The sequence below is a fragment of the Paenibacillus sp. FSL H8-0317 genome, from assembly GCF_045040685.1.
In the GTDB taxonomy this organism is placed as follows: Bacteria; Bacillota; Bacilli; order Paenibacillales; family Paenibacillaceae; genus Paenibacillus.
The window spans coordinates 7,018,430-7,031,554 of record NZ_CP150294.1 but is presented as its reverse complement, the minus strand read 5'-3'; the positions used below and the strand labels follow the sequence as shown (position 1 = coordinate 7,031,554).

The following is a 13,125-nucleotide window of genomic DNA, read 5'->3' as shown; positions in this document are numbered from 1 at the left end:
TTCTAGTGGGTTACCGGCTCGGCACCGGACAGTGGGGTGAAGTTTTTACGCAATTTCTCATCTTCAATGATTTCCTTCCAAGGATCAACCGTGTGACCCAGTGTAACTTCCAGACGTTCAACCAGAGCGAGACGTACATCCTGATCCGCCAATGCTTCCTTCACATGATCCAGACCAACCCGTTCAATCCATGCCGCTGTTCTCTCATTCCATTTTGCGTTCTCTCTATAGTACTGCAGGTAAGAGTAAGTCCACTCTTCCACTTCCGCATCGGTCTTCACCGTACAGAGCAACTCGGCTGCACGAACCTTAACTCCCGCGTTACCACCAACGTGAATCTCCCAAGCGCCATCAATGGCGACAACACCCAGATCTTTGATGGTCGCTTCAGCACAGTTCCGCGGACATCCAGAGACAGCGAGTTTTACTTTGGCTGGAGCCACCATCTTGTCGAGTTTTTTCTCCAGACGAATACCCATCTCAATGGAATCCTGTGTGCCGAATCGGCAGAACGTATTACCTACACAAGTCTTCACCGTACGCAGCGCTTTGCCATAACCAAAACCGGAAGGCATATCGAGTTCCTCCCAGATCTTCGGCAGGTTCTCCTTCTGTACACCGAGCAGATCGAGTCGTTGTCCACCCGTGAATTTCACCAAAGGCACATCGTATTTCTCTGCGACAGTTGCAATCTTGATCAATTCCGCCGGGGAAGTGACACCACCATAGATCCGTGGAATAACGGAGTAGGTACCGTCCTTCTGGATGTTGGCGTGATAACGTTCATTGGTGAATTTGGATACACGCTCATCCGTGTATTCAGCCGGCCAGATCATCCCGAGATAATAGTTGAGGGAAGGACGGCACTTGGAGCAACCTTCCGGTTCATTCCAACCGAGAACGTTCATAACTTCCTTGACGCTTTTGAGTCCCATCTCCTTGATCTGAGCAACAATCTCATCCCGATCATAGGATGTACAGCCACAGATGCCTTCTTTGGTCTGTTCGCCTACATTATCACCGGCATAATACGTGAGCAGATTTTCGATAATAGGTTTGCAGCCACCGCAAGAAGCGGAAGCTTTGGTACAGGACTTGATTGCACCCAGTGTATTACAGCCTTTATTCAGAACCGCGTCCCCGATGGAAGCTTTGGTAACACCGTTACAACCACAGACGATCTCGTCATCCGGCATACTCGCCATGCGTTCTGCGACAGATGGGCCCGAGGCCGAACTACCGGAAGGTACACCGAGCAAAATTTCTTTCTCCCGACCACTGATGTTCTCACCACTCTTAATGAGGGAAAATAGAGAAGCGCCATCTGTGGTATCCCCGAACAATACAGCTCCGATCAGCTGTCCTTCTTTGATCACCATCTTTTTGTACACACCATCGACGTCATCCTGAATACGAATGCTGCGAGTGTCTGCAGCGTCTTTGAATTGTCCGGCAGAGAATACGTCAACACCTGATACTTTCAGCTTGGTAGAAGTGACTGAACCTTCGTATCCTTCGGTTGCCGCGCCAGCCAGGCGTTTTGCGAGCACCATACCTTGTTCATATAATGGAGCTACCAGTCCGTAGGCAATACCGCGATGTTCTGCACATTCGCCAACGGCAGAGATGCCAGGGATGCTGGTATGCATATAATCATCTACAATGACTCCGCGATTCACATCGAGGCCGGTATTGCGAGCCAGTTCAATCTGCGGACGAATCCCGACAGCCATGACAACCAGATCCGCTTCAAGCACCGATTGATCGGTGAAACGAATGGCTTTCACTCGATGTTTGCCTGTGATTTCTTCGGTATGTTTGTTCAAAAGGAACTTCATGCCCTGATCTTCAAGCTCACGCTGGAGCATCAGGCCTGCCGGCAAATCCAGGTTCCGGTCCATCAGATGACCGTTAATATGGATGACCGTGACGTCCATGCCCAGATTAAGCAGTCCCCGCGCTGCTTCCAGTCCAAGCAATCCGCCTCCAATGACGGCAGCTTTACGATACTTTTGTGATGCTGCCATCATGGTCTCGCAGTCTTTAATATCTCGGAATCCGATCACGCCTTCCTTGTTAGCGCCGGGAAGCGGGAGGATGAACGCCTGTGAACCGGTTGCCATAATCAGCTCATCGTAGGCTGCGCGTACACCATTTTGAGATACAACTTCTTTGCGCTCGGCATTGATCTGAACGACTGGGTCACCGGGGTATACCCGAATGCCGTTATCTTCGTACCAGCTCCACTCGTTGATTACGATATCTTCGATCGTTGTTCCGCCTGCCAGTACAGAAGATAGCATGATACGGTTGTAGTTGGGATGCGGCTCTGCGCCGAAGACTGTAATTTCATAAGCATGCGGAGCAAGCTTAAGGATATGTTCAATTGTGCGGATTCCCGCCATGCCATTACCGACCAGCACCAGTTTTTTCGTTGTACTCATTATGATTAGCCCCCTTAGGTCCATTCTGCAAACTGCCTCAAAACCTTGTCTCTAAAATCGAAAAAGCCTGTTATGCCTCGGAGGACTGCGCATATACATACGCATCCCTTGCTCCGAGATTGCAAAACAGGCTTCATTGCCGTTTCAACCAGCTACGCCGTTGTAACTGTGATCGATTCAAATATGGAGTTGTTATGGCTTAACTATAAAAGATCGATCTAACCATGTCAAGATAGTTAACATAAAAAAGTATTTGAAATTTAAAGTTAATTATGTTTACATGAGTTTATTGGAATATCAATGGGACGACGACGTTTTACAGACATACCTTCATAAGAATGAAGGATTTAGATAAAATTAGTATACCGGTTATGAATAAAACTGTAGAAAAGGTGCCATGGTCACTGTTTCACCCTTTTTTAGTGCAGGATGGCGAGGCATGAAGTGCTTATCAACATGTTGAATTCAGAACGTATAATCGTGACTATTTGGTTTTTGTCAGGTAACATGACACATTTATTGCTTTCATGTATTAACGCCTTAAATGTTATGGACTCTGACTATACGTAATAGGGAGGGATTGATCCATCATGCGATCTTTATTGGTCATCCGTGTACAACCAACGATAGCTGCCTCATCCGATGCAATCCCTCTGACACCGGAGAGGCTGCTGGGAGCAAACGGGTACCATGTACAAGTGGCAGGCAGTGAAACGGAGGTGCTGAAGCTAGCTCGTGAGGCGGAAGCATCCATTTTACACCTATCCCTGACTGATGTGGAATACTGGGGGAACTGCCTGGGAAAGGGTAAGTCGGATTCACCACTGCTTTGGTGGTGCGCGCCAGACACAGCCTCTTCCTCCGCAGAGTCCTGCGAGGTCGAAACCTCATTTGATGGAATACTTACGCCATCCATGACCGGGCCCGAGATTCACTGGACTCTTCACTTTGCAGCCCGACGTTACATGGAACGCAAACAGTGGGAGCAGGAACGGAAGCAATTGCAATCCAGGCTGGAAGATCGGAAGTGGATTGATATGGCGAAGGCTATCCTCAGTGATCTGAAGCAGATCTCGGAGGCCGAAGCCTATGACCTGTTACGCAAAAAAGCGATGGATGAACGCAAACGGATGGTCGATGTAGCTACAGCAATTGTGAAGGCCCATCAACTGCTCCAGTCTTAATTGGAAGGAGGATTCTCCATGGATATGTCTCAGATACTCCGAGAGGTCGGACGTGGGAAACGAGGCTCGCGTGATCTGAATTATACAGAAGCACTGACCGTTGCAGAGAAAATCCTGAAACAGGAGGTTTCCCCTGCCCAGACGGCTGCGTTTCTTATGGCTGAACGTATGAAAATGGAAAACGTCGAGGAGCTGGAAGCTTTTGTTCATGCTTGTCGTAACAGTGCGGAACGTTTCACCACATTTCAGGATGGATTGGACTGTGCGGGTCCTTATGATGGACGGACAAAGTCGTTCATGGCCACGTTTCCGGTTGCGTTTGTACTCGCGGCGGCCGGGTTGCCGGTGACTTTGCACGGAAGTGATCCTTTACCGCCCAAGTGGGGCGTCACGTTGTCGGTACTGTTGAAGGAAGTGGGTATTGATACACACAAGATGGATCGGGAAGATGCCCGGAGCGCTGCATTGCGTTCGGGTGTCATGTACGTGTCCTCCGAGGATTGGTGCGAACCTCTTCGCAAGCTTCGTCCGTTACGGGAAGAGCTGGGTTTTCGAACGGTGTTTAACACAGCAGAGAAACTGATTGATTATAACCATTCACCGTATTTGGTGTTTGGTGTGTTTCATAATACCTTTCTGGATCGGATTGCGAAGTTGCTCACCCGGTTTAACTATCTTCGTGCTTATGTTGTACAGGGGATGGAAGGTTCTGAAGATCTGTATATTGATCGCCCAACCCGCGTATACGCCGTGGAAGACAGTGATATGAAGCTGGAATTGGTTGATCCAGCAGCCTATGAACTGGATATGCCCGTGCCGGAGCTCGTCTGGACGGCTGCAAAGCAACTTGAAGTGGCGGAAAGTGTGTTAAGCGGTGAGGGTCATATTGCTTTTGTGAATCAGGTCTTGTTAAATGGAGGTTTTCGCTTGTACGTGGCGGGGCGTGTCAATTCCATCGAAGAGGGCATATACACTTGTCAGGGATTGCTGGAGAGTGGTGCAGCGTATCGCATCTATCAGCAGTGGTGTGTCTCCATGGGTGGCGAACTGCCGGATAACAGAGCGGTGTCCATCTATCCGGCATCGTCCAGATAATGTAATGCTGGTATTCAATCTTGTTATTGTTTAGCTTGTTTTTATTCCCAAGGATAAGTAACGGTCAGGAAGTCAGCGAATTTCTTGCTCTCTTGCCGCCGTTGTTTCCGCATGGCCGCCCGATCCGGGGCGGTCTCGTATAATTTCTTTTCTTCTTCCGTCTCCGGAATAATGCGAGGCACGATCAGTTTGCGATTATTTTCGTCCAAGGCCACAAAGGTCAGAAATGCAGTTGCTGCAATTTTCTTCTCTCCGGTTTTCAGATCCTCTCGAATCACTTTCACAAAAATCTCCATGGAACTGCGTCCTGTCCAGGACGCGAACGATTCAAGCGTAACCGAATCCGATGGGTTAATCGGGTACAGGAAATCTACCGAGTCAGTTGAGGCCGTTACGGTATTGACCCGGCATAGCTTGGAAGCGGCGATAGATGCAATATCATCGATGTAGGACATCAGCTTGCCGCCGAATAGCGTATTATGATTGTTGACATCGGTTGGGAACACCCGTGCCGTCTTGAAACAACGTGTTTCGCGTACATATTTTTTCTCCACCTGATCCATCTCCGTGGGTTTCGGTATCTCTCTCATGCTTTTTCCTCCTGACAGTATTGCTACTGTGACATTTCTTTTCAGGTGCTGCAGGGTCTTTTTATAATCTATTATTCCCTAGTATAGGTGTCGGTTAGATACATATTCAAATGAAGTCAGACTGCAAAAAAACCGCCAGGCGCGGACCGGCGCGCTGGCGGTTAACTGCTGTATATTAAGCCTTAGGCTTGAAAATGCCGGACGGTTTGCCGATCGGCAAGAACGCATAACCGAAGTGAGCGTTCAGTACCGAAGCACCTGTACCATACAGGGACACAATTCCGATCGCCATTTCAGCGTATGCTGCAATGGTGTGGAAAATGTGAGGAGCTACGCCGAAAGCGTCAAAGGTCAAGCCAAGGAACAGGAAGTCGATCAGAATGAAGATGATAAGCAATACTTTATTCGCTTCAATCGCACCGATTGTCATGAACAGGGTGAATACGAGGTATCCGGCAAAAGCAAATCCGAGCTGTTTGCCATCGGCCTGTTCAGCAAGCGTGGAGCCAAATACACCCATTTTGATCATCCAGTTGGCCGCCATGGCAAACCAGAAGAATGCGTACGCGCCAAAAGCCGTTGTGCCAAAGGTATTGTTGCGTTTGGAATCTTGAATACATGCGAATAGCTGGGCAAAGGCACCCAGGAAGATCGCCCAAGGAATAGCGTAGCTAAGTCCATCCGTAATGCCAAGCTTTTGGGAAGAAGCGACCAGGGTTACGATAGCCAACCCAAATAATCCCATTGCGCTGGGATCGGCGTTAACAATTTTGACTTTAGTCTGTGAATCGGTCTGCATGTTGATGATTAAGCCTCCAATAATATCAAATCAGGATCAATGGCCGTCGTTGGCCGTCCTCTAAATTACATCATTTGTATCCGCCGGGTCCGGACACACACATCGCCCTATTGTACCTGAATGACCCTATTATGGAAAGGGATTTTATTACCTTTTGAACCAATGTACTTTCTGTTTTTTCAATATACACATTTACGACACAATCCGTTCTGGCGGTGAACGATGAGGCCAGACGCTAGAATCCAACCCACGATAATACCACTAAAATTGCGTCATATCAGCCATTTTCGGATCAGCTCTTGTGTGATAAAATAATCTTTATCAAAATTTGGAGAAGAATACAAAACATCCTTGTCTCCTATGCCATATGTTAATCCAACTATAGATTGACAGGAAAAACTAAAATGGTTCACAGAATAAGGAGGTATCAGGGGTCATGGTTATGAGTTTGGATTTGAAAAATAAAATAGAGAAGGCCAGACATAACCTTCATATGCTGGTAGAGCATAACAAGGGTGGTCTTGGGCATCCCGATGTGATTCGGCAGTCTATGGCATTGGACGAATTGATTAATGAGTATAACCGAATTAGCCGAAACCATTCACGGGCCTGAACCCAAAGCGATTTTGATTTTATACACGAAACAAATCATATAGATTGTAACGCTTGATCGTACAGACGGGCATGAATATAGCCGGTATGGACAGCCTCAGTTGATGAGGCGGTATCCTACCGGCGTAATATTCATGCCCGTTTGTTTTGGCATTGTATCCATCATGCATCTGTTTAATGCAGCAATCGTTTGGCTTCCAAATATAGGACCTGCACGAACTTTTTTGTATTAATGCGTGTCTGGGACAAGGAAGGCTCCACATTGTTTTGCAGCTCCAGCATTTTCTTGCGAATTTCGGTGAAATCGAAAAATTTGGATGCATAGTTCTCGAATTTGGGATGTGTATAATCTGTTAATCCCAGAGAAACCACATGGCTCAGAGTCTGGAAGATGGCTCTTCGAACACGTTGTTCCGATGCCTTGATCTCCTTGTTCACCTCTGCGAGAGAGGCGTCTTCTCCCAGTTTACGTATCGCTACATTCTGGAAGATGTCTTTGAGGGATGGGAACGTATAGGGGGACAGCTTATGCTCATCTGTCTCTACCTGCTCCAGATATTCCAGCATGTCCAGCAGATCCCTGCTGCCTGCTTCGCCGATCATGCCCATCTCGGACAGCAGGAAATGTCCTGCAGTCGTAATTGTTTTGTCCGGAACAGGAGCCGCAGCACGTTCGATAGAATTCAAACCGGACAATCCCTGCAATGTCCTCTGAATATCAGCGATGGATTGCTGCATCCGAAGCCTTTCGTTCACCAGCCGCAGAACAGATAGAATCTCTAACCGGTTAATCGGCTTCGTAATATAATATTCAATGCCTAGTGAATAGGCTTCTCCGATCATATTTTTCGACTCGATCTGGGAGATCATGACGATCTTGCCCTCGAACCTTCCTTCAAGCGCCCGCACAGTCTGGATCCCGTCTCGTTGTGGCATCAGCAGATCAATCAGCAGGATATCCACCTTATGCAGTTCCAACACTTCCGCGTGAATATGTGCTCCATCCTCAGCTTCCCCGGCAATATCGCCAAGGCCTTCATCCTCAATAATATCCATCAACATGGAACGAACGCCGGGATCATCATCCACGATAAAATAACGCATGTCAGTCATTCCCTTTCTCTGCGAATGGTGTGATTGAGAAATCTATGGTAAAGGGGGTTAACTCCGCCATGAACTCTCGTTCCAGTGTAATCGTTCCTTTCCTTCTTGCATAGAACCTGATATGTCAGGTTAAATGACAATGATTGGGCGATAAAGCCCATTTTTAAAATAAATGTAGGAATTGCATGTAGGTATTTGTCGATTTCCGTAGATGCCCTTGTAGTATAAGTAACATCCTGAAGTCTGGGGCTAGTGTTGTGCAGAATGGTACAAACTTTTCACGTGACCATCTCTGTGTTTGAAATACACCATAAAAGGGGCATACCGATGGAGCAAACAATACAAGATATTGTCGTCATTTTCAATGATTTTCTATGGTCCAAAGTGTTAATTATACTATTGGTAATATGTGGTATATACTTCACCACCAAGACCCGATTCATGCAATTCCGCATGATTGGAGACATGGTGAAGGTGCTTCTAGAGCCGAAAAGCAAGGTACCAGGAAAAATTTCACCTTTTCAGGCGTTCTGTATTAGTATGGCGGCCCGTGTAGGTACGGGGAATATTACCGGTATTGCACTGGCGATCGCACTGGGTGGACCTGGGGCTATATTCTGGATGTGGATCATTGCAATTATCGGGTCAGCCTCCAGTTTTGTGGAGAGTACGTTGGCTCAGATCTATAAAGTGAAGGATAAGGGCGGATTCCGCGGGGGTCCGGCATATTATATGGAACGTGGGTTGGGCAAACGCTGGATGGGGATTTTATTTGCCATTCTCATCACACTTTCATTCGGTTTGGTTTTCAATGCGGTGCAGTCTAACACGATTACCGTTGCATTTGAGAACTCATTTGGCACGGATCGGTTAACGGTGGGTATCATTATGGCTGTGATATTTGCAGGAATTATCATGGGCGGTGTCAAGCGGATTGCAAAAGCATCGGAATACATCGTTGTTGTACTGGCCGTATTGTACATTGGGGTGGCGGCTTTTGTGGTGCTGGCGAACATTACCCAGCTTCCGGCCATGATTGCGTTGATTGTCAAAAATGCCTTTGGCATCGAACAGGTAGCTGGCGGAACGTTAGGTGCTGCACTGATGAACGGTGTGAAACGCGGATTGTTCTCCAATGAGGCGGGAATGGGTAGCGCCCCGAATGCTGCTGCAACGGCGGATGCAACACATCCGGTGAAACAGGGACTTATTCAGGCGTTTGGCGTGCTGACAGATACGTTAGTGATATGTACAAGCACAGCCATGATTATTTTGCTATCCGGGGTATACAAAGGCTCCAATCTGGGTGGCATTGAATTAACTCAGGCTGCATTAAGTGTACATATTGGTCCATGGGCATCAGGATTCCTGGCGGTTATGGTGTTCCTGTTTGCTTTCAGTACACTAATCGGAAATTATTACTACGGAGAAACCAACATTGAGTTTATCAAATCCAACAAAGTTTGGCTGTGGGTATACCGCATTTGCGTTATCGCGATGGTGGTGTTTGGTGCGGTAGCCAAAGTGCAGCTGGTATGGGATTTAGCAGACTTGTTCATGGGGCTCATGGTTGTTGTGAATTTGATTGCTATTCTGATGCTGTCCAAGGTGACTTTTGAAGCGTTGAAGGACTACAAGAAACAAAAGGCTGAAGGTCGTGATCCCGTCTTTACGCGGGACCGCATTCATATTCCGGGTGAAGTGGAATGCTGGCAGTCGGAAGAAGAAGTTATAGGAGATAAATCAATACATGTAACCAATTAAGATTTTATCTGAACGTAGTTGGTTATATAAAATGGGCACAACAAACAACAGGACTTGGATTATCCATCATGGGCAACCCGAGTCCTGTTTGTTGCATATAAAATGTATTCTTGCACTAGCCAAAGTTCATCAAAAGATATGTTTTGGTTAATTTTTAACGGAATAACTGATCAGTTGTTCGGACAGAACTTTCATTCGCTCCCCTGTTTCATTAAGCTGCTCAATCACATCCGTAAAGGAGGATACAAGCGTTGCTTGTTCCTGTGAAGAGGCTGCAATCTGGGAGACTTCAACTTCCATCTGTTTGATGACCTGTTGTACATCTCTCAGACTGGTATCGATATCACTTGTAGCTTGTTTGGCATCCACAGAGAGTTTGCGTACTTCGGAAGCAACCACACCGAAACCAGCACCAGCTTCACCAACGCGAGCGGCTTCAATAGCGGCATTCAGGCCAAGCAAGTTGGTTTGCTCAGAGATTTCACGAATGAACCCGGCTACTTTGTTGATTTGGGAAGAGTTCTGAACAGCAAGTCTTGTGTTCTGCAAGATCTGCTCACTGGTTGCTTGCAATTCTTCAGCATGAGCAGCGACATGTTGCACCATATCAACGAGGTTACCATTGATGGTTTGATTTTCTTGTATAATATCCTCAAGTTGGTTCTGGTTAGATTGGTCGTAAGATACACAGAAAACAGCAACAACTTTCTGGTGATCATCAAAGATCGGAATGTTCAAAATATCCAGTTCGATACCATAAACGTCCTTGGAGAGAGTAGCGAGAGTAGCTTCTCTTCCATTTTTTAAGATGGAAAAGTTTTGATACGATTCCAAGAGTGGCATTCCTTTTTCAAAACCAAGGTCAAACTTGTCGGTGGTAATAACCTCCAATACCTTTTCGTGATCATATACAGTTAAACTAGCTGGTTCTCTAAGGATCAGGCTGATATAAGGCATTACTTTAAGCAGGGCATCTACAACGTTCATGGAAGAGGACCATCCTTTCAATATTTGAATGTATTATTTTTAACGATCTCTATGGAATGCTCTATCTTTCATCGGACGGTAATGGCCTTTCGTGAACGGCATTTTGCATGAAAGAATGAACATATTATGATTAAATTTTAAAATATTTCCCATTTGAAATGATTTACTGGATATAAGTGTTAGCTGTAACTATTTTTATATCAAGATATTTGTACGAATGTATATCAATTATGGGACATATGTCCTTTTGCATGCGTTATATACGACAACGGAGGGGAAGTCGGAATGAAAGAAATTATGGACTTTGGACTTGTGCGGCAGCTCGCCCGTGAGAATGGGTTGGATCAGGTGCTGGACAAGCCTGCACTTGCTGAGTTGCGACTACTTGAAGCTGCGAAGGGCGAGATGATATGTGCCAAAGGTGAGCGACCGGAGCGATTGTATTTTCTCGTGCAGGGCAAGCTCAAGATCTATACCACCCTGCCTAACGGGAAGTCTCTGTTGCTTCGTTTCAGTACACCACTTGCGCTCGTGGGAGATTTGGAACTGATAAATGGCAAGGAGGCTATGAATACGGTAGAGTCTGTGAGCAGAAGCCTGCTGCTGGGTATCAGCTATCGCGCTCTCCAGAATACGTATGCAGAGAACCCTAAGTTTCTCCACTTTATGTTGAGTCAAGTTACGCATAAATTGTACACCTTTTCCAACCTGTCAAGTCTGAATATGTTATATCCGGTCGAAAGCCGATTTGCCAGCTATCTGTTGTCCACCATGGGCCAGGAGGAGTCCTCTTCAGAAGAGATCCAGACCTCCAAGCTCACCGAACTGGCAGATATGCTGGGCACCAGCTATAGACATCTTAATAGAGTCGTTCAAGATCTGTGTAATCGAGATATTATTCTCAAAGTGCAGCGAAAGCTAGTGATCTGTGATCTGGAACAGTTGCGTGTCATCGCGGGAGGCAATATATATGAGTGATGGCATTTTAAAATAAAGACCAGGTCTGTATATCTATGCGACATGACGCGACACATTAAATTACAATACGGTATAACAAAGAGCACCCTCCCGAATATACCGAGGGGTGCTCTTTTTGCTATACACTTCAAGTGGATTAGATATCTCCGCGTTGTTCGAACAATTGAGCGATCTCTACAATGACACGGGTTGCCTTCACCATATTGTCTACCGATACATACTCGAATTTGCCGTGGTAGTTCTCACCACCAGTGAAAATATTTGGTGTTGGCATGCCCATATAGGATAGTTGGGAACCATCTGTTCCTCCCCGGATGGGGCGAATAACAGGTTCGATGTCCAGTCGGGTCATGGCTTCATGGGCAATATCGACGATCTGGCGTACGGGTTCAATTTTCTCGCGCATGTTATAGTACTGGTCATTCAATTCAACCGTGATGCTTTTCTCTCCATACTTGGTCTTCAGTTCGTTTGCGATTTGGAGCAGATTTGTTTTGCGTTCTTCAAACTTCTCCCGGTCGAAATCACGGATGATGTAGCTCATTTTCGTCAACTCAACGTCACCCTCCAGAGACAACAGATGGTAGAACCCATCATAACCGTCCGTGAATTCAGGAGCTTCCTCCACAGGCAGGCGTCGATTCAATTCCATCGCAATTTTCAGGGAGTTCACCATCTTATCCTTCGCAGTTCCGGGATGCACATTGGTGCCTCGTACGGTAATTTTGGCGGCAGCTGCGTTAAAGCTCTCGTATTCCAGCTCACCAAGTGGTCCACCGTCGACTGTATACGCATATTTGGCTCCAAAAGCAGCTACATCGAACTTGTGCGGTCCACGGCCAATCTCTTCATCGGGGGTAAAAGCAACCCGAATCTTACCGTGTTTCACTTCCGGGTGTTCAATCAGATAGGCCATCGCCGTCATGATCTCGGCAATGCCTGCTTTATTATCTGCACCAAGCAATGTTGTACCATCGGTTGTGATCAGGGTGTGGCCTTTATACTCGTGCAGTTCCGGAAAATCCTTGTTGGACAGTACTACATCCAGTTCCGAGTTCAGCACAATGTCAGCACCGTCATAGTTATCGATAACCTGTGGTTTGACATTTTTGCCAGTAAAGTCGGTCGCTGTATCGAGGTGAGCCAGGAAACCAATTACGGGAACATCCTTGTCGGTATTGGATGGCAGTGTAGCCATGACATAACCGTTCTCATCCATCGTCACATCTTGCAGACCAATGGAGTTACATTCTTCAACGAGCAGTTTGCCCAAGGCCAGTTGGCCGGGTGTGGAAGGGCATGTCTCGCTATTTTCATCGGATTGGGTATCCATCTGAACATAAGTACTCAGTCTTTGAATTAATATATCTTTCATCTATTATCGCTCCCTAGCTTGAGTAGTATATAAGTTGAGCTACTTATTTTACACTGATCCACTACGATGCCAGAATAACCTTCTGATCGCTGTTATCCCCAGATTTTTTGATCCACTTTTACAAAGGTGAAAATATGGGATAGCGTATGCTTTCGATGCAGCTTTCTTTCAGAAAACTTTTAGGCGAAGTGTA

At 46.5% G+C, this 13,125-nt stretch carries 11 protein-coding genes; 5 read left to right on the top strand and 6 right to left on the bottom strand.

Features of this window, described 5'->3' with window-relative positions:
• Positions 1-2 precede the first annotated feature (2 nt).
• Positions 3-2,444, bottom strand: coding sequence for a nitrite reductase large subunit NirB (gene nirB / locus MHB43_RS31280; RefSeq protein ID WP_339306180.1), 2,442 nt, complete (start codon positions 2,442-2,444; stop codon positions 3-5).
• Positions 2,445-3,034: 590 nt separating this feature from the next.
• On the opposite strand from nirB, the gene MHB43_RS31275 reads away from it, so the two are divergent.
• Positions 3,035-3,628: an ANTAR domain-containing protein gene (locus MHB43_RS31275; protein WP_339180530.1), complete on the top strand. Its 594-nt coding sequence runs from the start codon at positions 3,035-3,037 to the stop codon at positions 3,626-3,628.
• An 18-nt stretch (positions 3,629-3,646) separates the two neighbouring features.
• Positions 3,647-4,723: an anthranilate phosphoribosyltransferase gene (locus tag MHB43_RS31270; protein WP_339180528.1), complete on the top strand. Its 1,077-nt coding sequence runs from the start codon at positions 3,647-3,649 to the stop codon at positions 4,721-4,723.
• Positions 4,724-4,764: 41 nt separating this feature from the next.
• Here the strand turns inward: MHB43_RS31270 and MHB43_RS31265 are convergent, their stop codons facing one another.
• On the bottom strand, positions 4,765-5,277 hold the full coding sequence (locus MHB43_RS31265) for an acyl-CoA thioesterase (RefSeq protein WP_339185475.1): 513 nt from the start codon (positions 5,275-5,277) through the stop codon (positions 4,765-4,767).
• Positions 5,278-5,488: 211 nt separating this feature from the next.
• Entirely contained in the window at positions 5,489-6,112 is a 624-nt protein-coding gene (locus MHB43_RS31260; RefSeq protein WP_091012490.1) for an acetate uptake transporter, read from the bottom strand.
• A 436-nt stretch (positions 6,113-6,548) separates the two neighbouring features.
• On the opposite strand from MHB43_RS31260, the gene MHB43_RS31255 reads away from it, so the two are divergent.
• Positions 6,549-6,725, top strand: a complete 177-nt coding sequence (locus MHB43_RS31255; RefSeq protein WP_017691636.1) for an aspartyl-phosphate phosphatase Spo0E family protein — start codon at positions 6,549-6,551, stop codon at positions 6,723-6,725.
• Between the two features lie 173 nt (positions 6,726-6,898).
• Here the strand turns inward: MHB43_RS31255 and MHB43_RS31250 are convergent, their stop codons facing one another.
• Positions 6,899-7,828: a response regulator gene (locus tag MHB43_RS31250; RefSeq protein ID WP_339180525.1), complete on the bottom strand. Its 930-nt coding sequence runs from the start codon at positions 7,826-7,828 to the stop codon at positions 6,899-6,901.
• 327 nt (positions 7,829-8,155) lie between these two features.
• Here MHB43_RS31250 and MHB43_RS31245 point away from each other — a divergent pair, with 327 nt between their 5' ends.
• Positions 8,156-9,592 carry an alanine/glycine:cation symporter family protein gene (locus MHB43_RS31245; RefSeq protein ID WP_339180522.1) on the top strand — a complete coding sequence of 479 codons (1,437 nt, stop codon included), beginning with the start codon at positions 8,156-8,158 and terminating at the stop codon, positions 9,590-9,592.
• Between the two features lie 147 nt (positions 9,593-9,739).
• On the opposite strand, the gene MHB43_RS31240 is transcribed toward MHB43_RS31245, so the two are convergent.
• The gene (locus MHB43_RS31240; protein ID WP_260632679.1) at positions 9,740-10,198 is read right to left on the bottom strand and encodes a methyl-accepting chemotaxis protein; all 459 of its coding nucleotides are present in this window, start codon (positions 10,196-10,198) and stop codon (positions 9,740-9,742) included.
• Between the two features lie 666 nt (positions 10,199-10,864).
• Here MHB43_RS31240 and MHB43_RS31235 point away from each other — a divergent pair.
• A complete protein-coding gene (locus MHB43_RS31235) occupies positions 10,865-11,557 on the top strand; it encodes a cyclic nucleotide-binding domain-containing protein (protein WP_339180517.1) in 693 nt (230 codons plus the stop codon).
• Between the two features lie 136 nt (positions 11,558-11,693).
• Here MHB43_RS31235 and pepT read toward each other — a convergent pair whose 3' ends face one another.
• The gene (gene pepT, locus MHB43_RS31230) at positions 11,694-12,932 is read right to left on the bottom strand and encodes a peptidase T (protein ID WP_405131031.1); all 1,239 of its coding nucleotides are present in this window, start codon (positions 12,930-12,932) and stop codon (positions 11,694-11,696) included.
• Between the last annotated feature and the right edge of the window lie 193 nt (positions 12,933-13,125).